The 23,339-nt window shown below is 30.2% G+C and carries 21 protein-coding genes, 1 pseudogene and 1 other annotated feature; of the genes and pseudogenes, 18 read left to right on the top strand and 4 right to left on the bottom strand.

All coding sequences use genetic code 11. From position 1 onward, the window contains the following. Positions 1-281, bottom strand: a pseudogene (locus BUB36_RS15220) (hypothetical protein); the annotation flags it as partial. Between the two features lie 342 nt (positions 282-623). On the opposite strand from BUB36_RS15220, the gene BUB36_RS15215 reads away from it, so the two are divergent. The 14 genes from BUB36_RS15215 (at position 624) to BUB36_RS15150 (ending at position 14,623) form a co-directional block, all read left to right on the top strand. Further along, on the top strand, positions 624-1,142 hold the full coding sequence (locus BUB36_RS15215) for a transcription repressor NadR (RefSeq protein WP_073152151.1): 519 nt from the start codon (positions 624-626) through the stop codon (positions 1,140-1,142). A 113-nt stretch (positions 1,143-1,255) separates the two neighbouring features. Next, positions 1,256-2,167, top strand: coding sequence for a quinolinate synthase NadA (gene nadA, locus BUB36_RS15210; RefSeq protein WP_207550835.1), 912 nt, complete (start codon positions 1,256-1,258; stop codon positions 2,165-2,167). Positions 2,168-2,180: 13 nt separating this feature from the next. Further along, the gene (nadB, locus tag BUB36_RS15205; RefSeq protein WP_084112068.1) at positions 2,181-3,731 is read left to right on the top strand and encodes an L-aspartate oxidase; all 1,551 of its coding nucleotides are present in this window, start codon (positions 2,181-2,183) and stop codon (positions 3,729-3,731) included. Then, positions 3,724-4,557 (top strand): carboxylating nicotinate-nucleotide diphosphorylase, encoded by an 834-nt coding sequence (gene nadC / locus BUB36_RS15200; protein WP_073152148.1) that lies wholly within the window; start codon positions 3,724-3,726, stop codon positions 4,555-4,557. Before nadB ends, nadC begins: the two co-directional genes overlap by 8 nt. 139 nt (positions 4,558-4,696) lie before the next feature. Next, positions 4,697-5,725 (top strand): PTS transporter subunit IIC, encoded by a 1,029-nt coding sequence (locus BUB36_RS15195; RefSeq protein WP_330390515.1) that lies wholly within the window; start codon positions 4,697-4,699, stop codon positions 5,723-5,725. 132 nt (positions 5,726-5,857) lie between these two features. Further along, positions 5,858-6,037: an ArsR family transcriptional regulator gene (locus tag BUB36_RS15190; protein WP_106406520.1), complete on the top strand. Its 180-nt coding sequence runs from the start codon at positions 5,858-5,860 to the stop codon at positions 6,035-6,037. Positions 6,038-6,062: 25 nt separating this feature from the next. Further along, positions 6,063-6,638: a rubrerythrin gene (rbr, locus tag BUB36_RS15185; protein ID WP_084112067.1), complete on the top strand. Its 576-nt coding sequence runs from the start codon at positions 6,063-6,065 to the stop codon at positions 6,636-6,638. Between the two features lie 480 nt (positions 6,639-7,118). Further along, positions 7,119-8,012, top strand: a complete 894-nt coding sequence (locus BUB36_RS15180) for a phosphotransferase family protein (RefSeq protein ID WP_084112066.1) — start codon at positions 7,119-7,121, stop codon at positions 8,010-8,012. 24 nt (positions 8,013-8,036) lie between these two features. Next, positions 8,037-9,749 carry a M3 family oligoendopeptidase gene (locus BUB36_RS15175; RefSeq protein ID WP_207550834.1) on the top strand — a complete coding sequence of 571 codons (1,713 nt, stop codon included), beginning with the start codon at positions 8,037-8,039 and terminating at the stop codon, positions 9,747-9,749. Between the two features lie 127 nt (positions 9,750-9,876). Further along, entirely contained in the window at positions 9,877-12,672 is a 2,796-nt protein-coding gene (locus tag BUB36_RS15170) for a UPF0182 family membrane protein (protein ID WP_330390514.1), read from the top strand. 139 nt (positions 12,673-12,811) lie between these two features. Continuing rightward, on the top strand, positions 12,812-13,609 hold the full coding sequence (murI, locus tag BUB36_RS15165; RefSeq protein WP_207550833.1) for a glutamate racemase: 798 nt from the start codon (positions 12,812-12,814) through the stop codon (positions 13,607-13,609). A gap of 219 nt (positions 13,610-13,828) precedes the next feature. Further along, positions 13,829-14,071 carry a carboxymuconolactone decarboxylase family protein gene (locus BUB36_RS15160; protein ID WP_073152134.1) on the top strand — a complete coding sequence of 81 codons (243 nt, stop codon included), beginning with the start codon at positions 13,829-13,831 and terminating at the stop codon, positions 14,069-14,071. Between the two features lie 60 nt (positions 14,072-14,131). Beyond that, positions 14,132-14,359 (top strand): carboxymuconolactone decarboxylase family protein, encoded by a 228-nt coding sequence (locus BUB36_RS15155; RefSeq protein WP_073152131.1) that lies wholly within the window; start codon positions 14,132-14,134, stop codon positions 14,357-14,359. An 18-nt stretch (positions 14,360-14,377) separates the two neighbouring features. After that, on the top strand, positions 14,378-14,623 hold the full coding sequence (locus BUB36_RS15150; RefSeq protein WP_073152129.1) for a sigma-70 family RNA polymerase sigma factor: 246 nt from the start codon (positions 14,378-14,380) through the stop codon (positions 14,621-14,623). Positions 14,624-14,661: 38 nt separating this feature from the next. On the opposite strand, the gene BUB36_RS15145 is transcribed toward BUB36_RS15150, so the two are convergent. Beyond that, positions 14,662-14,868 carry a hypothetical protein gene (locus BUB36_RS15145; RefSeq protein WP_073152126.1) on the bottom strand — a complete coding sequence of 69 codons (207 nt, stop codon included), beginning with the start codon at positions 14,866-14,868 and terminating at the stop codon, positions 14,662-14,664. A 175-nt stretch (positions 14,869-15,043) separates the two neighbouring features. Further along, positions 15,044-15,256: a binding site (T-box leader), on the top strand. Between the two features lie 168 nt (positions 15,257-15,424). Between BUB36_RS15145 and serS the strand changes: the two genes are divergently transcribed. After that, on the top strand, positions 15,425-16,702 hold the full coding sequence (gene serS, locus BUB36_RS15140; RefSeq protein WP_073152123.1) for a serine--tRNA ligase: 1,278 nt from the start codon (positions 15,425-15,427) through the stop codon (positions 16,700-16,702). A 235-nt stretch (positions 16,703-16,937) separates the two neighbouring features. Here serS and BUB36_RS15135 read toward each other — a convergent pair whose 3' ends face one another. Then, positions 16,938-18,011 carry a M24 family metallopeptidase gene (locus tag BUB36_RS15135; protein ID WP_073152120.1) on the bottom strand — a complete coding sequence of 358 codons (1,074 nt, stop codon included), beginning with the start codon at positions 18,009-18,011 and terminating at the stop codon, positions 16,938-16,940. 208 nt (positions 18,012-18,219) lie between these two features. Between BUB36_RS15135 and BUB36_RS15130 the strand changes: the two genes are divergently transcribed. The 3 genes from BUB36_RS15130 to BUB36_RS15120 all read left to right on the top strand — a co-directional run bounded on the left by BUB36_RS15130 (position 18,220) and on the right by BUB36_RS15120 (position 21,800). Next, positions 18,220-18,804, top strand: a complete 585-nt coding sequence (locus tag BUB36_RS15130; RefSeq protein WP_073152117.1) for a hypothetical protein — start codon at positions 18,220-18,222, stop codon at positions 18,802-18,804. Between the two features lie 124 nt (positions 18,805-18,928). Beyond that, the gene (typA, locus tag BUB36_RS15125; RefSeq protein ID WP_073152154.1) at positions 18,929-20,746 is read left to right on the top strand and encodes a translational GTPase TypA; all 1,818 of its coding nucleotides are present in this window, start codon (positions 18,929-18,931) and stop codon (positions 20,744-20,746) included. Between the two features lie 115 nt (positions 20,747-20,861). After that, a complete protein-coding gene (locus tag BUB36_RS15120) occupies positions 20,862-21,800 on the top strand; it encodes a M15 family metallopeptidase (RefSeq protein ID WP_073152114.1) in 939 nt (312 codons plus the stop codon). Positions 21,801-22,299: 499 nt separating this feature from the next. Here BUB36_RS15120 and BUB36_RS15115 read toward each other — a convergent pair. Then, a partial coding sequence (locus tag BUB36_RS15115; RefSeq protein ID WP_073151696.1) for an IS4 family transposase occupies positions 22,300-23,339 on the bottom strand: 1,040 nt, incomplete at its 5' end.

The raw sequence follows: 23,339 nt of genomic DNA, 5'->3' as shown, positions 1-23,339 counted from the left end.
CAGCACAAAATAGCCAGCTTTTCCTTTAAAACAGTAGGTAGCGAAGCTATAATATAATTCATAAACTCATTTAATTGTTTCTTTGTAAGCGATAGCTTTTCAGTTAAAGCATCTTTTAATAAATCTAAGATTAAGCTGATAGATTCAAAGAATTTAATATCTTCCAATTCATCACAACAAAGATAACATAATCTTCCTATTGAACGATGGTCAGCACTCTTTCTATTTTCTACAGATAACATGATGTATCTTGTAAATACAATGGTTGTATGAGCTATCATACAGTCATAAGAACGTCCTTGAAATTCTTTCAAGAAAAGGGAATGTTCTTACTATATTTTTTGAATTTTTCATTCAAATCTCAGTTTTTTGAATGATTTTTACGTGCGAAAGTTGAGTTATATAATTAATAAAGAAAGGAACTTATTAAAAATGAAAGGATATAAATTTTTAGTATTTGAGAAATTTGCATAATTAACACTAATAATTTTGAAATACAATATGTAGATAGCTTTCTTGACTCTTTCTACTACATTTTGTAATCTGAAATTCTTTAAATGTATTATGCAATTTCCTCATTTATTTTTTAAAACTATTTTATAAAGATAAAGGAGGTTAAATGTTTGACTGAGGAAAGAAGAAAAAACATTCTGGATATTTTAAAAGCTAGTGATGAACCTATCATAGGATCGGATTTAGCAAAAAAATTTAATGTCAGCCGACAGGTTATAGTTCAAGATATAGCAGTATTAAGGGCGAAGGGGATTAATATAATGGCTACATCAAATGGTTATTATATATCTAAAATTGATAATAATAACAGAAATATAAGAACTATTATTTGTAAACATAAGGGATATAACTCTATAGAAAAAGAGCTTACCATCATAATTGATATGGGGGCAAAAGTACTGGATGTAATAATTGAACATCCTGTATATGGAGAAATAAGATGTCCTCTTATGATAAATAGCAGATATGATTTAGAAAAGTTTATTCAGAAGGTAAAAGAGGAAAAGGCAGAGCCATTGGCTTCTTTAACTGGTGGAGAACATATTCATACCATAGAAGTTCCAAATGATGAAATTTATGAGATTATATTAACTAAATTAAATAATATTGGTTTTTTAGTTAAGGATTGATATATAATGTTTTTTTATATATAATAGTGACAAGACAGGTGTAAATACACGTAAAAAATAGAGCAGTGCAAAAAATATTAGTGTTAACAGTTTTAATGAGAGGAGAAAAAATAGTGGAACAACAAATAATCATAGAAGAAATAAATAGACTTAAAAAGAGAAAAAATGCAGTTATATTGGCTCATAACTATCAGATACCAGAAATACAGGATATAGCAGATTATGTTGGAGACTCTTTAGGATTAAGTAAAAAAGCTTCTGAGACAAATGCGGATATTATAGTTTTTTGTGGAGTACATTTTATGGCTGAAAGTGCTAAAATACTTTCTCCAAATAAAAAAGTACTTCTTCCAGTATTAGATGCAGGTTGCCCAATGGCAGACATGATAGAAGCAGATCAGCTTAGAATATTTAAGACGGAATATCCAGATATTCCAGTAGTTTGCTATGTAAATTCTTCAGCAGAGGTTAAGGCTGAAAGTGATATTTGTGTAACTTCTTCAAATGCTTTAAATATAGTACAATCATTAGAAAAGGATAAGATATTATTTATTCCAGATCAAAATCTTGGAAATTATATATCAAAAAAGATACCAGATAAAGAAATAATATACTGGGAAGGCTTTTGTATTACCCATCATAGAGTTAGACATAATGAACTTGATATGGTTAGAAAACATAGAGGAGAAACAAAGATTTTAGTACACCCTGAGTGTAATCCAGATGTAGTAGAAAAAGCAGATTTTGTAGGAAGTACATCTCAGATAATTGAATATGTTAAAAGCTGTGATGATAAAAAATTTATAATAGGTACAGAGATGGGAATACTTCACAGTCTTAGGAAACAAAATCCAGATAAAAAATTTTATCTACTCTCTCCTTCATTGGTATGCTACAACATGAAAAAAACATCATTAGAAGATGTATATGAAGCATTGAAGGAGGAGAAAAATGAGATAATTGTTGATAAGAAAGTAATGATTAAAGCATATGAAGCCCTCGAAAGGATGTTAGAGTTTTCTTAAAGGAGTTAGACTTATGATAAATAGATATTTAATAGATTTTAATCTAGATAAAATAATTAAGAGATGTTGTGATGTTGTAATAATAGGTAGTGGAATAGCAGGATTATATACTGCATTAAATATTAATAAAGATTATAAAGTTATTGTATTATCAAAGGATGAAATCGAGGAGAATAATAGTAGCCTTGCTCAAGGAGGAATAGCAGCTTGTATAAGTGATGAAGATGATATAGAGCTTCATATGGAAGATACTTTAAAGGCAGGAAGCTATTATAATGATAAAGAAGCAGTAAGAATACTTGTAAGTGAAGCTAAGGAAAATATCGAAAACCTAGTTAAGCTAGGGGTTGTATTTGATAGAGATGAAAAGGGAAATTTAATGGTTACTAGGGAAGGTGGACATTCTAAAAGAAGGATTATACATTCAAAGGATCAGACGGGTAAAGAAATTATAAGAGCATTAAAAAAAGCAGTAGAAAATAGAGATAATATTCAATTGATTAAAGAAGCTTTTGCTATAGATATACTGACAGATAGAAAAAAAGCTAGTGGAATTCTTGTTAAGAATAATAATGAAGTATATGCAATACTAGCAAAGTCTATTGTTCTTGCTACAGGAGGGATAGGACAGATATATAAAAATACAACAAATTCATTGATTGCAACTGGTGATGGAATTGCTATGGCATATAGGGCTGGGGTTAATATTGTTGATATGGAATTTGTTCAATTTCATCCTACAGCATTTTATAGTAAAAAGGATAGAAAAAGATTTTTGATATCAGAAGCTGTAAGGGGAGAAGGGGCTGTACTAAGAAATAGCACAGGTGAAGCTTTTATGAAGAATTATCATGAGTATAAAGATTTAGCACCAAGGCATATAGTTGCAAAGGCTATTTTAACTGAGATGAAAAAGGAAGAAAAGCCAAATGTATATTTAGATATAACGCATAAGGATGAAGAATTTATAAAAAATAGATTTCCATATATCTATAGTGAATGTTTAAAAAGGGGAATTGATATAACAAAGGAATATATTCCTGTATGCCCCGTACAGCACTATATTATGGGTGGAATAGAAATAGATTATACAGGTAGAACAAATATTGATAATTTATATGCTTGCGGAGAAGCTGCTTCTGTAGGAGTACATGGTGCAAATAGGCTTGCAAGTAATTCACTATTAGATGGAATAGTATTTGGAAATAGGGTAGCTAAGGATATCAATAATAATAGGAGAAATATTTATGATTTCGAATTAAAATATTCATATAACAAAGAAGAAAAAAAGCTGGATTTAAAAGAAATTAAAGAAAAAATAAGAGAAGTTATGAATAAATATGTATTTATATTTAGGAATGAAGAAGGGCTAAATAAAGCTCTTATAATAATAAAGGAGATAATAGAAGAGTTAAATAGATATAGAAAAGATAGCGTAGAATATTATGAATGTGTAAATATAGCTACCGTTGCTTATTTGATAATTATTTCGGCACTTAAGAGAAAAAAGAGCTTGGGGAGTCACATAGTAAGCCATAGTATGGAGGTAGGAACTTTTGTTTAATTGGACTTTAATTGATCAAATAATAATTAATGGGCTTAAGGAAGATATTAATAATATTGATATTACAACAGATAATTTAATAAATGATGAAAGTATATCAGAGGCGTATATGATGGTCAAGGAGGATGGAGTAATAGCAGGACTATCTGTTGCTAAAAGGGTCTTTAATATTATCGATAATAAAATTAACGTTACATTTAATGTAAAAGATGGTGATGAAGTTAAAAAAGGAACTAAGATTGCATATATAAAAGGAAAAACTAAATCTATACTTAAAGGAGAAAGATTAGCATTAAATCTTCTTCAAAGAATGTCAGGAATAGCTTCTATATCTAGAAAATATAAGGAATTAGTAAAAGATTATCCCGTTAGGATAGTAGACACAAGAAAAACTACGCCAGGACTTAGAATACTAGAAAAATATGCTGTAAGAATAGGAGGCTGTCATAATCATAGATATAATCTTTCGGATGCTGTTATGATAAAGGATAACCATATAAAGGCTACTGGAGGAATTAAAGAAGCAATTTCTAAGATTAAGGATAAAATTCCTCATACAATTAAAGTTGAAGTTGAAGTAGATAGTATTGAGGGACTCAAGGAAGCTATAAAAGCTGGTGCAGATATAGTGATGCTGGATAATATGGGATTTAAGGAAATGGAAAAGGCAGTTGAGATAGCAGCTTCAAGGGTTATACTTGAAGCATCTGGAGGTATAACTATAGATACTTTAGTTGATATTGCTAAAACAGGTGTTGATGTAATTTCTATAGGAGCTTTAACTCACTCTGTTAAGTCTATGGATATTAGTTTGAATATATACTAGAGGGTAAGGTTTTGAGGTAAAGGTTAAGGTTTAGATTAAGATTAAGAAAGTAGGTCATTCTTTTAAGCTTAAAAAGAAGATATGTAATTTAAGTAAAGATTTTAATTTAGTTAAAATAAACATTAAAGAGGTGACATTGGTGAAAAAAAGTTTTAAAGAATATATAACTAAAGCTTTAAATGGAATGGCATTAGGTTTATTTGCTTCTTTAATTATAGGACTCATACTTAAACAGATTGGTGATTTTACAGGTACAGATGAGCTTATAACCTTTGGTAAGGCTGCACAATTTATGATGGGACCTGCTATAGGTGCTGCTGTGGCCTACAGTGTAGGAGCTTCACCTCTAGGCATATTTGCATCTTTAGTAGCTGGAGCTATAGGAGCAGGAACCATAGCTATAGCAGAAGGAGGAGCTTTTATAGTTACCATAGGAGAACCGGCAGGATCTTTTATAGCAGTATTATTAGCAGCAGAATTTTCAAAATTAATATCAGGAAAGACAAAGGTAGATATAGTATTGGTTCCCGCAGCAACCATTATTGTAGGAGGATTGGTGGGAGTATTTATAAGTCCTGTTATAGCTCATCTTATGAAGGGATTAGGACAAATAATCAATAGAGCAACTGAGCTCCAGCCTATTCCTATGGGAATTATAGTAGCTGTTTTAATGGGAATGATACTAACATTACCAATAAGCAGTGCAGCTTTGGCTATATCCCTAAAATTAAGTGGATTAGCTGCAGGAGCTTCCGTTGTTGGATGCTGTGCCCAAATGATAGGCTTTGCCATAGCAAGCTATAGAGAAAATGGATTTGGAGGATTTATAGCCCAAGGTCTAGGTACTTCAATGCTGCAAGTACCTAATATAATAAAAAATCCCCTTATCTGGGTACCTCCAACCTTAGCTAGTGCCGTAATCGGACCACTATCAACCTATGTATTTAAAATGGAAAACAATAGTATAGGTGCAGGTATGGGGACTAGCGGCTTAGTAGGTCAGTTTGGAACCATAGCAGCCATGTCAGAAAAGATGCCAATAGAAAGGATAATTATGAATATAGGATTACTTCACTTTATTTTACCAGCTTTAATTACCCTTGTTATTTCTGAATATATGAGAAAAAAGGGATATATAAAATTTGGAGATATGAAAATAAATCAGTAAGATATTAAATATACTCAATATGAGAATTAGAAATATAAAAAGTAGTAAAAAAGTTAAATAATTGTTTCACTTTCTTCTTTTTTGGTATATATATCATTGTAAAAATAAATTGAATGATAGGAGATGAAATTAGTGGAAAATAGAGATTTGATTATAAAGGCTTTAGATGAAGCGGGTAAATCCTTAAAGAGTGGAGAAATAAGTGAAATTACTGGTATAGATAAGAAAGAAGTAAGTAATATTATTAAAAAATTAAAGGAAGAAGGAGTAATTTATTCTCCAAAACGCTGTTATTACGATATTAAAAAATAAATTAACATAAGGGAGACATGATATCATGAAAAATTTAGCTGGAACAAGAACAGAACAAAATTTACTTAAGGCATTTGCAGGAGAATCTCAAGCAAGAAATAGATATACTTTCTTTGCAAAAAAGGCAAAAGAAGAAGGATATGAGCAAATAGCAGCATTATTTTTAGAAACTGCTGAAAATGAAAAATATCATGCTGAAAAATTCTTTAATTTTTTAGAGGGTAGACCACTAGAAATAACTGCAACATATCCTGCTGGTAAAGTTGGAACAACTGCTGAGAATTTAAAGGCAGCAGCTATGGGGGAAAAGGAAGAACATGCTGAAATATATCCTGCCTTTGCTGAGATTGCTAAAGAAGAAGGTTTTTCACAAATTGCAGCAGCATTTAATCTGGTTGCTAAGGTTGAAGTAGAACATGAAGAAAGATATTTAAAACTACTTAAAAATTTAGAAGAAGGAAAAGTATTCAAAAAAGAGGATGTTGCTAGATGGAAATGCAGAGCATGTGGGTATATACATGAAGCTAAAGAAGCTCCTATAAAATGTCCACTATGTGGAGTAGAAAAGGCTTACTTTGAAATTAAAGAAACTAACTATTAATAGATATTAAAGTTATAAAGAAACACCTATTCTTGATGGATAGGTGCAATTTTTTGCTAAAAAACTCAAACATTTTTTGCCCAAAATTGCATAGCTGAAGCAGAGTAAAATAGAGTACTAGAAGGAAAATTAAAGCTATTATCAGTAAAATATTGGTACAAACTATTTTCTTTTAAAACTTAATAGAAAGACCCTAGTACTTGCAACTAAAACGATAGATAAATAGCTAGAATATTTATAAATTTATAGCAAATATAAACTTGTGATGTTAAAATAAAATTATTAATATTATATGAAAGTTATAAAATAAGTTTTATATATAAAATTTTTATAAAGGTTTTTTTAATTTAGTATAGAAATATATATCTAATGAAAAAAATAATAAATATGGTAAAGTTTATTTAAATTATATAGAGAGATTAGCTTATAAAAAATCTACTTAATTAATCCCAGAGAATCCTTTAAAGGAGAGAAACCAAAGTGGTGGAAAAAGCTATTAAGAGGGTAATAGAAATAATGAAATTAAAGGTTTGGGATATGGATACAGTTCCAGAATCCTATAGTTCTAAGGTATGTAGTCTGGTTTTACAAAGCAATGAAAAGATTATACTAAAGATACCCTATAATAAGGAAAAGTTGGTAAAAGAGTATAAGATGCTACAGCTTCTAGAAGGAAAACTTCCTACCCCTAAAATATTGGATTTTTGGGAGGGTGATGATGAAATACCAGGAGCTATACTTCTGTCATATATTGATGGAGAACCAATTACTCATAATATAACTGATAAAATAGCATATCAAATGGGTGAGCTTTTAGCAAAGCTGCATGATATCAAAATAGAAAAAAATAAGCTTGAAGATACATACGAATTAATATATACAGAAAAAGATCAATGGTGGCAGACTATTAAAGAGTGGTTTGAAGATTGTGTAGAAGATTGTAAATATATTTTAAATGCAGAGATAATTGATAGATGTATAAAATTATTTAATTTTTATTATAATGATTTACCTGAACCCGATTATCCTTCTGTAGTTCATATGGATTATAGGCCTGGAAATATACTTATTAAGGATTCAAATATCGTAGGCCTTCTAGATTTTGAAAATTCTAGAATAGGTTCTGCTGATGTAGATTTTTCAAAAATGAAGCTTTTTGTCTGGGATATATACTCGAATACAAGGGAAGAATTTTTAAGTGGATATAGTACAATAAGAAAGTTACCCGATTTAGAAAGAACTTTACCGTTCTATATGCTATTTAACACTTTTACAGGAGTTGGATGGTGTGTTAATAGAGGTAAGACAAATGATAATTTTTGTAATCAAAATATTGCTAAACTTAAAGAGATAGTTAAGAAAAGCACACTATAAAATAGAAAAAAAGGAGATAGGATAATGATAACAGATAAAGTAATTTCAAAGAAAAAGAGAGTATATTTTGACGAGAATTTTAAAGCTGATGAATGGAGTCATGTTGAAAAAGAATTAAAGAAAATAGAGAATCAAGAGATTAAGTCTAAAGAAGATTTAGAAGGATTAATTGAAAAGTACAGTGAACTTACATACATAATTGAGGAAACCTATGCATGGAAATATATTAAAATGACATGTAATGCAGATAATCCACAATATTCAAAGGAATTCAATAAATTTTATGCCGAGGTTATATCTAAAAGTCAGCCCTATGATTTTAGATTTAAAAAGAAGGTTTATGAAAGCAAATACAAATCAAGATTACCTGAGGAAAAATATGGACACTTTATAAAGATAATATCAAAGGATATAGAGATTTTTAGAGAAGAGAATATTCCTCTTATGGTAAAGGAAAATGAGCTTTCCAATAAATATGGAGAAATTATGTCCCAAATAACAGTAGAGTTTGAGGGAGAAGAAAAAACCATAATACAAATGAAAAAATATCTAAAAGACCCCGATAGAAAAAAAAGAGAGAAAGCGTGGAAAATAATTTCTAAGAAAATGCTTGAGAAAAAGGAAATATTAGATAAATTATTTGATGATTTGAAGGAAATAAGAATAAAGATTGCTAAAAATGCAGGATTTGATAATTATAGAGATTATATGCATAAGGCAAAAGGAAGGTTTGATTATACACCTGAGGATATATTCAGATTTCATCAATCAGTAGAACAAGTTGTAATACCATTCCTGAAGGAATTAAATGCAGAAAGGAAGGAAAAACTTAAAGTTAAAACTTTAAGACCTTGGGATACTGAAGTAGATATAGATGGTAAGGTTTTAAAACCCTTCGATGATGTAGAGGAACTGGTAGATAAAGCCATAAATATTTTATATAAAGTTAAGCCTGAATTTGGAAGAAAATTGGAAATAATGAAAAACAGCAAATTTCTTGATTTGGAAAATAGAAAGGGTAAAGCACCAGGAGGATATAATTTTCCCCTTGCAGAACATGGAGCTGCATTTATTTTCATGAATTCAGTAGGACTTAATTCTGATGTAAGAACCCTGCTTCATGAGGCAGGTCATGCAATACATTCCTTTGCAAAGGCAGATGAAAAGATAAGTCAATATAAAGATGTTCCAAGTGAAATTGCAGAGCTTGCATCTATGTCAATGGAGCTCCTTACATTAGAATATCTTGATGAATACTATAAAGATGAAGAGGATTTAAGAAAAGCTAAAAGACAGCAGCTTGAAGGGACTATACAATTTTTACCTTGGGCAATGATTGTGGATGCATTTCAGCAGTGGATATATACAAACCCTAATCATACGATAGAAGAAAGAACCGAGTACTTTAAATCCCTCATGGACAGATTTAATGCAGGAATAGATTGGTCAGGATTTGATTCGGAGAAGGGATCAAAATGGCTTACACAGCTTCATATTTTTGAAGTTCCTTTCTATTATATTGAGTATGCTATAGCACAGCTTGGTGCCATAGCCATATATAAGAATTATAAAGAAAAGGGAGTTAAAGCTATTGAAGAATATGAAAATTTCTTAGAGCTTGGATACTCCAAATCTGTTAGTGAAGTATACAAGGCTGCTGGTATAAAATTTGACTTTTCTGCACATTATTTAAAAGAAATAGTAGATTTTATAAAAGAAGAACTAAAAAAAATTTAAAAATAACCCCAATCCTTTATTATTAATAAAGGATTGGGGTATATTAAAAAAGAATGTTTTGTATTTATTTTTAGTATAATTGATATATATATTTATAGTCAGTGAATTTGAGAGGGTGGTGATTTTTTTGACAAATACACGTAGAGTTATCATTGGTATAGTAATAATATTAATCATTATGATATCTACTTCCTTTAATACTATAATAAACTTTATAACAGAATATAAATGGTTCCAAGAGCTGGGATTTGAAAAAGTATTCTTAACAAAGCTAATAACACAGCTTAAAATAGGAGTTCCAGTATTTATAGTAGCAACAATTCTTATTTATATTTATTTAATATCTATAAAAAAGGATTATTATAAAAAGGTAAATGTAGTACATACTGGTATATCTGAAAAGAGAATAAATCAAATAGCTCTTATAGGTGCAGTATTTCTTTCATTTATATCTAGTAGTACCATAGCAGGTAATCTTTGGTTTGATATCTTAAGATATTTCAATTCCACAGATTTCAAAGTAACGGAACCAATATTCAATAAGGATATATCCTTTTACATATTTAAGTATCCTATGATTACTAAAATATACTATATGCTTATAAGCTTTATAGTACTATTAGCTGTTACAACTATAATATTCTATGTAATTATGATGATACTTAGAAGACCAACACTTATTGAAGTAGATTCTGAAAACCAATTTAGTACTAGACAAATGAATTTAAATAATGGGAAAAGGATATTTGATATTGCATTAAGACAATTAGTAGTATTAGGAATAATATTTTTTCTAGTATTGGGATTGGGATATTATCTAAGGGCCTATGATTTGCTTTATTCTCAAAGGGGAGTGGTATATGGGGCAAGTTATACTGATATAAAGGTTATTCTTTTAAAATTTAGGGTCATAATGATTGTTGCATTTATTTCAGCAATACTCTTATTTTTAGGGGCCAGAAGAAAAAAACTAAGACTGGCTATTTCGGGACCTGTTTTGATGATTGTAATAAGTATAGTAGGAAATTTAACTGCTTTTCTGGTACAAAGCTATATCGTTTCTCCCGATGAAATATCTAAGGAAACAAAGTACATAGAATATAATATTAAATATACACAAAAGGCATACGGGCTTGAAGATGTAGAAGAGAGAAAATTCCCCGCAGACACAACTCTAACTCTTGAGGACTTAAAGGAAAATGAAGAGACCATATCAAACATAAGAATAAATGATTATAGACCAACAGAATTAGTTTATAATCAAAAACAAGGAATAAGACATTATTATAAATTTAACGATGTGGATATAGATAGATATTATATAGATGGTAAATATAGACAAGTATTCTTATCGCCAAGAGAGTTGGATCAAAGCCAGATAAAAGAAGAAAGACAGACCTTTATTAATAAGCATTTAATATATACCCATGGATATGGTATAGTAATGTCTCCTGTAAATAAAATAACATCTGAAGGACTTCCAGAAATGCTAATAAAAAATATTCCTCCTATTACTAATACTGAAGGCTTTAAGATAGAAAGACCAGAAATTTACTTTGGTGAATTGACTAACGATTATATAATAGTGAATACAAAGGAAAAAGAGTTTGATTATCCAAAGGGAAATTCTAATGTAGAAAATATATATGAAGGAAATGCGGGAATTAAGTTAAGGGGTTTAAACAAGCTTTTATATGCCTATAAACAAGGAAGTCTTAAGATGCTTTTAGCTGGAAGCATTACTTCCGAAAGTAAGATAGTTCTTAACAGAAATATACATGATAGAGTAAGGAAAATAATGCCTTATATAGAATACGATTCAGACCCATATATAGCTTTATATGATGGAAAAATTTATTGGATTATTGATGGATATACCGTTAGCAGTAATTATCCATATTCAGAACCTATTTCAGATTCTAAAATAAATTATATTAGAAATTCTGTTAAAGTTGTAATAGATGCTTATAATGGTGATACAACATACTATCTAGCAGATGAAAATGATCCAATAGTAAAAACCTATTCAAAAATATTTCCACAGCTATTTACATCTATTGATGAAATGCCAGAAGGCTTAAAAGCTCATATAAGGTATCCACAGGTTTTATTTGATATCCAAGCAGATGTATATAGAATATATCATATGGAGGATCCAAGGGTTTTTTATAATCAAGAGGATGAATGGTATATAGCAAATGAGAAATATGAGAATGAAAATCAGCTTATAGAGTCAAATTATCTATTGATGAAGCTTCCAGAGGAGGAAAAGGAGGAGTTTATATTGTCAATTCCTTATACTCCTAAAGAAAAGCCAAATATGACTGCCCTTCTTGTAGGTAGGAATGATGGCGAAAATTATGGTGAATTAGTTGTATATAAGCTTCCAAAGAGTAAAAATGTCTATGGTCCTATGCAGATAGAAAATAGGATTGATTCTGAACCTACAATATCTAAGGAATTTACATTTTGGAATCAACAGGGTTCAAGTGTTATTAGGGGGAATTTACTTACAATCCCTATTGAAGATTCGTTACTTTATGTAGAGCCTATATATTTAAAGGCAGATGCTAAGGATAGTTTACCAGAGGTTAAAAGAGTAATAGTTGCATATGGAGAAAAAATAGTTATGGAACCAACATTAGAAGGAAGTTTAGAAAGGATATTTGGGAAATCAGAAGAAGAACCAAAACCAGATATACCTAAACCTACTGAACCTATAAACCCATCACAACCAACTATACCAGCTGAAGATATTGATGATATAAGTCAATTGATAATAAATGCAAATGATGTATTTGAAAGGTCAATTGAGGCTCAAAGACAAGGTGATTGGGCAGAGTATGGAAGATTTATAGAAGAGCTTAAAATTATACTTAATAGATTAGATGAACTTAAAGGTACTCAAGGCATGGAACATTAAAAAAAAACCTCCAAGGATTTGGAGGTTTTTTAGAAAATGAAATATTTCTATAGTTGATATTGATATGATATAATATATAAACATGGATTTAAAAATTATAGTAAATAGTGAGATTATTTTTAAAGCGGTGGTGTAAAAAATGATGAATGATGAAAATCTTGCTATAGGCATATTTGATTCAGGAATGGGCGGCATAAGTGTATTAGCTGATATAATTAATCTTTTACCAAATGAAAAATATATATATTATGGAGATTCTAATAACGCTCCTTATGGTATAAAAACTCCAGAGGAGGTAAAAAAGCTTTGTATAGAGATATGTGATTTTCTTATTTATAAAGGAGTAAAGGCTATAGTTGTAGCTTGTAATACAGCAACTAGCGCTGCAATAAAGGAACTTAGAAAAAGGTACAGCATACCTATTATAGGAATGGAACCAGCTCTAAAGCCTGCAACTTCCATACAATCAGATGGTAAAATAGTTGTTATGGCTACCAATATGACCTTAAAAGAAAAAAAGTTCAAGGGGCTTATGGACAAATATGGAAAAGCTAGAGATATAATTAAGCTTCCTTGTCCAAAGCTTGTGGAGCTTATTGAAGACGGGATTACAGAAGGACAAGAGGTTGAAGATAGTATAAGACAATGCTTTAACGGTATAGATATAAATGAAGTTTCTTCAATAGTTTTAGGATGTACACATTATATATTTTTGAAGGATTATATAAGAAAATTTACAGGAAACAATATAAAAATAATTGATGGTAATGAAGGAACGGCGAGGCATCTTAGAAATGTACTAAAACAGAAAAAACTTTTGAAAAATACTATAGAGAAAGAAATTTTACTTGATATCTATAATTCTAAAAATGATGAAGAAATAATCAACCTTTCAAAAAAGTTGCTTACGTTTAGCTTAGAAAAGTTGGAATTTTAGTCAATATGAGATAATATTCATTGTACTAATCATAACAATATATATAGAAATAGAAAGGTGCGTGCTATGAAAAAAATATTATCATTTATAAAATCATTGTTTTTTATAAGAAATATTAAAGAACACGATTTATCTTCTTATCTTATTCAGTCACATATTATGATGACTACATCAAAGAGATACAATAAGTTAAAATAAAATACTTTTGGAGGCGAAACAATGGCTAGGATAAAACCTTTAAAACCTAATGAAGTTAATAATGAAGCAAAGAAAATTTTTGAAGATTTTTTAAAGGAAAGAGGTAATATTCCTAATATGTTTAGAACACTTGCATATAGACCTAAGCTTTTAAAAACGGCTTTTGATCATTTTAGAACAGTACTAAAAACAGGGACCGTAGACTTTAAGTTAAAGGAAATGATTGCTGTTAGAGTTTCTCAAATGAACGAATGTGCTTACTGACTTTCATCCCATACTGCCATTGCTAGAGGGGCAGGGGTATCGGAGGATACCATAATAGAAATGGAAAATAAACTTAAAAACCCTGAATTATTTACAGAAAAAGAGCTTATAGCCTTAGAATTTGCAGAAGTTATGACCACTGATTCAAATAATGTTTCCGATGATCTATATAATGATATGAAAAAATATTTTGATGATGGTGAGATTGTAGAAATAGCTTGTGTAGTAGGAATATTCAATTATTTTAATAAATTCAATAATGCATTAAAAACTGATATTACCAAGTAAAGTAAGAGGAGAATAATTATGGAAAACATTACTCCAGAAGCTTTGGAGACTATTAAAGAAAAGATCAATGAAATTATAAATAAAAGTTCTGATATAGATGAGAGAGAAGAAGAAATAATTAGACTTAGATTTGGTTTAGATGAAAATAAACCAATAAATATTAAAGATTTATCAAAAAAGTTTGATATGTCTCCAAGAAAGATGAAAAAAGAGATTGATGCTATAGAAAAGAAAATATTTAACAAACTAAAAAGAATAATTTAAAGCCCTGAATTTATCAGGGCTATGTTTTTCTTATGTATCTATCTGTTTAAAGATCTAAAGCTTTTTAATTCTTCAGTGGACATATTATCTAAAATATAAGCTTTATGGGAAAATTCTTGCCTAGTTATTATGCCTTTTTCTACTAAAAGCTCAACAAGAGTTGCTATGGCTAGAGTATTTCTATAGTCTATATCTTTTAAATCTCCTATTTTTGCATAGATATCAATTTTATCAAAGCTATTCATGCTATCGACCCCTTTATCATTTATTTATATTTTGAGTATAGCCTAAAAGCAAAAAAGGTATACAGATATTAGAAGATATAGTTTATTCAAACTTTCTAGGGGAAATTAATTTAATTCCCTTGAAAAATACAATTAATTATGCTAGAATTACGAAAAACATGGTATAATTAATATATCAAAGGCTGTGAAGGGAAGTAGTAAATAGAATAGTTTTTTAAGAGAGTCGGCGGTTGGTGCAAGCTGATATAACTACCTATTGAATCCGTCCTAGAGTCATTAAGCTGAAAAATTATTAGGCTTAATCGGTTAGCAACCGTTAATATGCTAAGAGCTGGACTATTTTAGTCAATCAGGGTGGCAACGCGGGAAAATATCTCTCGTCCCTATGTAGGGATGAGGGGTTTTTATTTTTGTTGTAATTAAAGTAAAAGGTTAAGATTAAAGCTAAGATTTTGGTTTTTAAGACCTATGAGATATGACTTTTTATTCAACCTCAAACTTAACCTTAATACTCGACCATTAACGAATACCTATAAGACAAGAAGGAGGTTTTAAAATGTTAGATATTAAAAGAATTAGAAATGATTTTGATGAGGTAAAAAAGCTTATTGAAAAGAGAGGAAAGGGTGATTTTGGACTAGAAGAGATAATAAAGCTTGATGAAAAAAGAAGAAAAATAATAGCAGAAGTTGAGCAGATGAAGAATAGACAAAAAATTGTTTCTAAGGAAATACCTAAGCTAAAAAAAGAAGGCAAGGATGCAACAGATGTACTTAATGAAATGAAGGAACTATCAGGAAAAATAAAGGAATTAGATGCACGACTAAAGGATGTGGACGATGAAATAAGGCAGACCTTACTTGGAATACCCAATACACCACGTTACGATACACCAGAAGGTAATAGTGATGAGGACAATGAATTAGTTAGAACATATGGAGAACCTACAAAATTTGACTTTGATAAAAAAGCTCACTGGGACATAGGGAGTGATTTAGGAATTTTAGATTTTGAGAGGGCTTCAAAAATTACAGGATCAAGATTTACAGTTTATAAAGGATTAGGTGCAAAACTTGAAAGAGCGCTTATTAATTTTATGCTAGACCTTCATACAGGAGAGCATGGATTTGAAGAGGTGTTGCCACCATTTATGGTGAATAGAGATAGTATGACAGGAACAGGTCAGCTTCCTAAATTTGAAGATGATATGTTTTATCTACCAAGCAAAGATTATTTTTTAATACCTACAGCAGAGGTACCAGTAACTAATTTATACATGAATGAAATAATAAATGGAGACAGCCTTCCTATCTATCATACAGCTTATACACCATGTTTTAGAAAAGAAGCAGGTTCCGCTGGTAGAGATACAAGGGGACTTATCCGTCAGCATCAATTCAACAAGGTAGAATTAGTTAAATTTACAAAACCAGAAGATTCATATAAGGAACTAGAAAGTCTAGTCGCAGCAGCAGAGGAGGTTTTAAAGAGATTAGAGCTGCCTTATAGAGTTGTAAGGTTATGTGGTGGAGATTTAGGATTTAGCTCAGCGATGACCTATGATATCGAAGTGTGGATGCCAAGCTATGATAGATATTTAGAGATTTCTTCTTGCAGCAACTTTGAAGATTATCAAGCAAGAAGAGCAAACATCAGATTTAGACCAGAATTAAAGGCTAAGCCTCAGCTTGTCCATACATTAAATGGTTCAGGACTTGCAGTTGGAAGAACCTTCTCAGCTATACTTGAAAACTATCAGAGGGAAGATGGATCAGTGGTGATTCCTAAGGTGCTTAGACCATATATGGGAGGTCTAGAGAAAATAACTAAATAATATTTATGAAGACCGGAAAATCCGGTCTTTATTGTTGATTTTCATAATTTCTTTTATAGATAAACAACATTAATATTTAAAATAAATTTCAAAGAAAATAATGAACGCTTCTACATTTTTTCTTTGAAATTTATTAAACCTTACAAGTTGTTTATCTCTATTTACAAATTAAAAGTCAACAAATTTTCCAACAATATACATAGAAATGATATATTTATACACAAGATCCTTGTTATTATAGGATTCTTAAGTCCCTTGGAAATTTATTTAAAATTTCATAAGAGTTTTCTGTTATCAATACAGTATCTTCGATTCTTAGACCACCCCAACTTGGAATATAAATTCCAGGCTCTACGGTTAAGATCATGTCCTTTTCAAGTTCAAATTTAGAGTCGTGAGATAAGCTTGGATCTTCATGAACCTGTAATCCTACCCCATGACCTAAACCAGGATAATAATAATCTATATATTCTTGTGGAATGATTTCCCTTACTCTTTTATCAGGAATCCTAGCAGATATTCCAGGCTTTAAGGATTTTATTCCCTCCATTTCAGCACTTTGAATTATTTGATAAAGCTCTTTTTGTTTATTATCAGCTTTTCCAAGTATAAAGGTACGACTTATATCTGCATGATAGCCTTTATATAATGCACCAAAATCAAATAATATATAATCACCATTTTCTAATCTCTTACTATCTGGACGGCCATGAAGTAGTGATGTTTTTGCCCCAGATAAAACCATAGTATCAAAAGACAAGCCCTCTGCACCGTTGGACTTAAGATTATATTCAAGTCTTGCAACAATTTCCATTTCAGTTACTCCAGGCTTAATATATGGAATAGTAAGCTCAAGAGCCTTATCGGAAATTTCACAAGCAGTTCTAAGAGCTTCTATTTCTTGTTTATCCTTTATCATCCTGATTTCTTCTATGATGCCACTAAGAGGAACAAGCTCTATTCCATTTAAACCTTCATTAAGTGATTTATATGTTGAATAAGGGATTTGTGTAGCTTCGAATGCAAGTCTCTTTATACCAAAAGCTTTAACTGCATGGCTGTAGGATTGAATACCATTTCTTTTATTCTCTAACCACTTAATTATTTCAATTCCTTTATGACACTGGGCTTCAGCCTGTTCTGTATACCTTCCATCCGTAAAAAATGCACAGCCCTTAGGAGATACAACGAGATAAGAAGAGTCTCCTGTAAAATTACTTAAATATGTAACATTAGCTTCAGAAGATACTAAGAATCCGTCAACTTCTTTTTCTTTCATAATTTTTAAAAGCTTTTTTATTCTTTCCATATATACACCTCCAAAATATTATTCATATATATAACTTTACATGAAATTTTTCAAATATCAACAATGTTTTTAATATTTATGAAAATAATTCTTTGTATAAAAAATTTAAAAACAAATATAAATTTTAGAAGATATAAAAATACTTATTGAAATATATATTATTAAACTATATAGTAATAGATGTGGAGTAATGTTAGGAGGAGATTATATGTTTATATTTATTAAAATTATAATAGGAGTCGTCGCTATAATAATTTTGAGTTTAGGAATAATGATGCTGCGAAAAAAACCAATATTTATTAAGGGATATTTAATGACTATATTACTAGGTACTTGTTATTTTCCTACCCTTATGTTGAACTTTATTAGACCTATTTTCTGGGGAGATTTTGATCCAATAGGCTTATTGTTTGTAGCATTATTTATATTTCTAATCTTTGTATTAAAAAAATCCTTTGGAGATTATATGATATTCAATATTGAAGAAGATATATTATACGAAGCATTATTTACGGCATTAAAAGAAGAAGGTATTGAATATGAAGATAAAAGAGGAAAAATCATTATACCATATCTTAGTTCTGAAATAAAAATAAGTACTCATTCTATTTTTACTACTGCCAATGTCCATCTAAGATTTAAGGATAATAAAGAGATATCTATGAGAATAATTGATAGGGTTAAGAATATATTGTCTAGAAAAACGATGGATAAAGTACCTTTAAATGCAATTGTATATATTGCCTGTAGTATATTTCTAATTATACTTTTGATTTGGATGATAAGCTTTTAATGCAGATTTGGTATTATCAAATCTGTTTTTTTATGTAATTTATGTATTTTGCATAATAATAATTGATAAAAAGCAAAATAAAGTGTACTATTATAGAAGTGAAAAAATTGAAAGGAAAGATACTATAATGGAAAAGAAAAAAATAATAAATATTGCAGTAATTGCCCACGTAGATGCAGGAAAATCTACTTTGGTTGATGCACTGCTTAGTCAAAGTGGAGTGTTTAGAGAGAATCAAGAGGTGGTAGACTGTGTAATGGATAGTAATGATTTAGAAAGGGAACGTGGAATTACTATCTACTCTAAAAATTGTTCTATACAATACAATGATGTAAAGATAAATATCGTTGATACTCCTGGCCATGCCGATTTTTCATCGGAGGTTGAAAGGATTATAAAAACAGTAGATACGGCAATACTGTTAGTTGATTCTAGTGAAGGACCTATGCCCCAGACTAGATTTGTATTGAAAAAATCCCTTGAAAGAGGACTAAAGCCAATTCTTTTTATAAATAAAATAGATAAAAAGGACCAAAGAGCGGAAGAAGTTGTTGATATGACCTTTGATCTTTTTGCTGATTTAGATGCTAGTGATGAGCAGCTTGATTTTCCTATTGTCTATGGAATTGCAAAGGAAGGAATAGCAAAAAGAGAAATGGATGAAGAAAGCGATAGCCTTAAGCCGTTATTTGAATTGTTATTAGAGCATGTTGATGTATATCCTGATAAGGATGATGAAAATTTACAGCTTCAAATTTCTTCCCTTGCCTACGATGATTATATAGGAAGATTAGGTATAGGAAGAATAACAAAGGGTAAAGTAAAAGCTGGCCAACAAGTAGCTATATCTAGAAGAGATGGTAATGTGGATAATGGTAAGATATCTAAGCTATTTGTATATGAAGGCTTAAATAGGGTCGAGAAAAAGGAAGCCTATAGTGGAGATATAGTTGTGGTAGCAGGAATAGATGACTTGTCTATAGGAGAAACAATTTGTGATGTAGATAAGATAGAACCACTTGAAATGATAGAGATTGAAGAACCTACACTATCAATGAACTTTCTAGTCAATGATTCTCCCTTCTGTGGGCAAAGTGGAAAATATGTAACAACAAGACATATTAGAGCAAGACTTGAAAAGGAATTAGAGGTTAATGTAGGGCTGAGGGTAGAAGAGCTAGAAAACTCTGATGGTTATAAGGTCTCTGGAAGAGGTGAGTTGCATTTATCGATTTTACTTGAAAATATGCGTAGAGAAGGCTATGAGCTTTCTGTATCTAAACCAGAGGTGCTTATGAAAAAAATAGATGGAAAATTGCATGAACCCGTTGAAAGAGTAATAGTATCTGTACCCGATGAATATTCAGGGACAGTAATATCAAAGCTTAATCTCAGAAAAGGTATTATGGAATATATGGAATCAGAAAATGGCTACACAAAGCTGGAGTTTTTAGTTCCAACTAGGGGGTTACTAGGATATCGTAGTCAATTTATTAATGATACCCGAGGTGAGGGAACCCTTGTAAGATCCTTTGAGAGATATGAACCCCATAAAGGTGACATCCCAAAAAGAAGCAATGGAGTACTGATTTCACAGATAAATGGGACTACTATGGCATATTCACTGTTCAACCTAAGTGAAAGAGCTGTTATGTTTGTAGAGCCTGCAACTGAGGTTTATGAGGGTATGATAATTGGTATGAATAGCAGAAAAGAAGATATGACAGTCAATCCTTGTAAAAATAAAAAGCTTACAAACACAAGAGCATCGGGTAGCGATGAAGCAATAAAGCTGCTTGCTCCAAAGCGCTTTACCCTTGAAGAGGCACTTGAATTTATTGAAGATGATGAACTTGTGGAAATCACTCCCGATGCCATAAGACTTAGAAAAAAGATATTAAATGAAAATGATAGAATAAAGGCAATGAGAAGAATACAGTAAAATAAAGGTGAATCATAGAAATTTTTTCTATGGTTCTTTTTCATTTTTGTGAAATACTAATTATAAATATTCTATATAGCTATAATATTTTTTTAATTAAGGGAGATAGTAGCTTATGAGTAAAAAACTAATATTCATTATATTTATTTCTTTATTCATTATCACAGGATGTGTCCAAAAGGAATGGATACAAAATATGATTGTTAAAGACACTTGTGATAACAGCTATGAAGTAAATATGAAACGAGACCTTCTATGTCTCATGATGGCTTATCCAGAGTATATTGTTAATGTAGAAAAAGGGAAAGACGGTAAAGTATATGTAGTAATGAAATCAGGAACAAAAATTTTATATGATGATAAAGCTACAAAGAGCAATAAAGAAAAGTTAGCTAATCCAGATTTACAGGATATGATGCAGCAGCTTTATCCACTTAGGGATATTAAGGGTTTAATGAATGAAGATTTTGATCCTGGACGTATAAGGGTATATCCATTGTTAAAAGAAGTCTATGGAAGGTCCAAACAGCAGATTCAGTTAAATCTTTATAATGTTAAGATTGGATATAAATACTGTCCCTTTAATAAAAACAACAAAGCGGCTGATTCATTAAAAGTAGTTATGAAGGAGCTTAATGTTTTAGCAAAAAATAAGCAGCAAATATATTCCTTTGTATATCCAGTAAATGGTACATTTAATTATCGCTATATCTCAGGAACTAATAGATTAAGCCCTCATTCCTTCGGTATCGCTATTGATCTTAAGAGTAATAAAAGTGATTATTGGAAATGGGCTTCAAGGGAAGCTGGGGAAAGGAGACTGCGTTCATATCCAAAGGAAATTGTAAAAATCTTCGAAAAGAATAATTTTATTTGGGGAGGCAAGTGGAATCATTTTGATATACTTCACTTTGAATATAGACCAGAGATAATATTAAAGGCACGATACTTTTCTAAAAAGCCTAGTTTAGGTAAACCATGGTATGATGGAATCGGTTCTTTAGATAATACTTTAAAGAGCTATATTCAGTTGATTAATGAAAAATTAAGATGATAAGAAAAATGGGGTCAGGGTTGAAAAGTTGAATTTATATAGTATGCTAAAAACAAGTAATAAAAATGGCAAGAAAACTAAGAATTAATTGTAAAAGGTACATTTCATTATGTGCTTGTAATAGACAATAATCCTTCAAGAATATTTGAGGACAAAAAATAAGCTGGAGTATTTATTAAGGAAAGGATTAATTCAACTTTTCACCCTGACCTTTAATTTATTATGGTATAATATGAAATATAGTAAATTATAACCATTAAAAGGAGGTTATGGGTGAATTGAGTAAAGGGAATATAGTTTGTATTTTTCTATTTATTTAATATTTTCTGTTTGCACTAGTGTTCAAAATTTAGAAAAACTTTCTATTGATTTTTGAAGATTTCCTGATCTTCACTGATAAAATTAGATAATCTAGGTTTCAGGAAATATATTCCATCAAAAATGGATAGAAATATCCTTTAAATCAGTGAATTTGGATTTTTATGGAATTATCTATTTCTTAACTTCCAAGCCAAATCGCCCAGTTAAATGTCCTATTATCTACGTGTTTGGTTATGGAATGCTTAATCAATCGCTTTATTTTTAATAACCCTAAGGATGATTTAGCGATTTTTTGAACCATCTTAATCATTATAAAAGCAATGATAGCTGTTATAATCTGATTCATTACTGCATTTAAGCTATATCCTATGAATTTTTTGATTTTTAAGTGCTGTTTTATCCATTTAAAGAATAGTTCTATTTCCCAACGTTTTTTATATAACCAGGCTATTTCTTCACTGGATAAATGAAATACATTTGTTACAAAAATTAGTTCTTTTCCTTTAGCGTCAATAATTTTAATAATTCTGTACTTTTTCTTGGTTTTGTTTATATATTCATTACCAAGATATACAACTTTATCATATACAATTGTTGTGTCTTCATCTAGTAGTTCCATTTGTGAATAGGTGATTTTGAGAGTCTCAACTTCTTCTGTTACTGCATTATCTTTAAGCCTTGTAATAAAATATTTTCCGTCGTCAGTGAATTTATCAAATTTTTTATAGTCCACATAAGCTTTATCAACCACATAAATGCAGTTTTTTTCAGTCATTAATTCTTCCATTTTCTTTTTATCGTGGACCTTAGCATTTGAAACAATTACTAGTTCAGGGACACCTTTACCTAAGTCATATTTGGTATGAAGTTTTATGCCTGCTTTAGTCTTTCTAAATTCTGCCCATTTAAAATAGGATAGAGCCATACTAACTGTTGAAGAATCAATGATTTTAACAGATCCGAACTCCTTGATTTTATGGTCTATAGATAGTTGATTCATAGCTGTAGCGATAATTTGATTCAACAAAGGGATATATACTTCGAAATTTATGTTATTGTTGTAATTTGATAAAGAGCCAAGACTAACAGGATTTATCAGTTCATTTAGGTCTGAATCAGATTCCATAAAATCATGAATGTCTCTTAAACTATCTAGCTGAGCTAAGTGAAAGTAAATTAGAGCTTTTAAATGATTCTGAGCAATGTAATAGTTAGTAT

Origin of the sequence: Paramaledivibacter caminithermalis DSM 15212 (assembly GCF_900142245.1) — a bacterium.
Classification (GTDB): Bacteria; Bacillota; Clostridia; order Peptostreptococcales; family Caminicellaceae; genus Paramaledivibacter; species Paramaledivibacter caminithermalis.
Note: the sequence above shows the minus strand (reverse complement) of the source record. Positions and strands in the feature narration are given on the sequence as shown.

Coding starts and splice junctions, on each gene's coding strand:
- BUB36_RS15150 (WP_073152129.1), top strand. CDS start 14,378: ATGGAAAACATTACTCCAGAAGCTTTGGAGACTATTAAAGAAAAGATC.
- nadB (WP_084112068.1), top strand. CDS start 2,181: ATGATAAATAGATATTTAATAGATTTTAATCTAGATAAAATAATTAAG.
- BUB36_RS15160 (WP_073152134.1), top strand. CDS start 13,829: ATGGCTAGGATAAAACCTTTAAAACCTAATGAAGTTAATAATGAAGCA.
- rbr (WP_084112067.1), top strand. CDS start 6,063: ATGAAAAATTTAGCTGGAACAAGAACAGAACAAAATTTACTTAAGGCA.
- BUB36_RS15155 (WP_073152131.1), top strand. CDS start 14,132: ATGGAAAATAAACTTAAAAACCCTGAATTATTTACAGAAAAAGAGCTT.
- BUB36_RS15130 (WP_073152117.1), top strand. CDS start 18,220: ATGTTTATATTTATTAAAATTATAATAGGAGTCGTCGCTATAATAATT.
- BUB36_RS15120 (WP_073152114.1), top strand. CDS start 20,862: ATGAGTAAAAAACTAATATTCATTATATTTATTTCTTTATTCATTATC.
- BUB36_RS15135 (WP_073152120.1), bottom strand. CDS start 18,011: ATGGAAAGAATAAAAAAGCTTTTAAAAATTATGAAAGAAAAAGAAGTT.
- BUB36_RS15145 (WP_073152126.1), bottom strand. CDS start 14,868: ATGAATAGCTTTGATAAAATTGATATCTATGCAAAAATAGGAGATTTA.
- serS (WP_073152123.1), top strand. CDS start 15,425: ATGTTAGATATTAAAAGAATTAGAAATGATTTTGATGAGGTAAAAAAG.
- BUB36_RS15175 (WP_207550834.1), top strand. CDS start 8,037: ATGATAACAGATAAAGTAATTTCAAAGAAAAAGAGAGTATATTTTGAC.
- murI (WP_207550833.1), top strand. CDS start 12,812: ATGATGAATGATGAAAATCTTGCTATAGGCATATTTGATTCAGGAATG.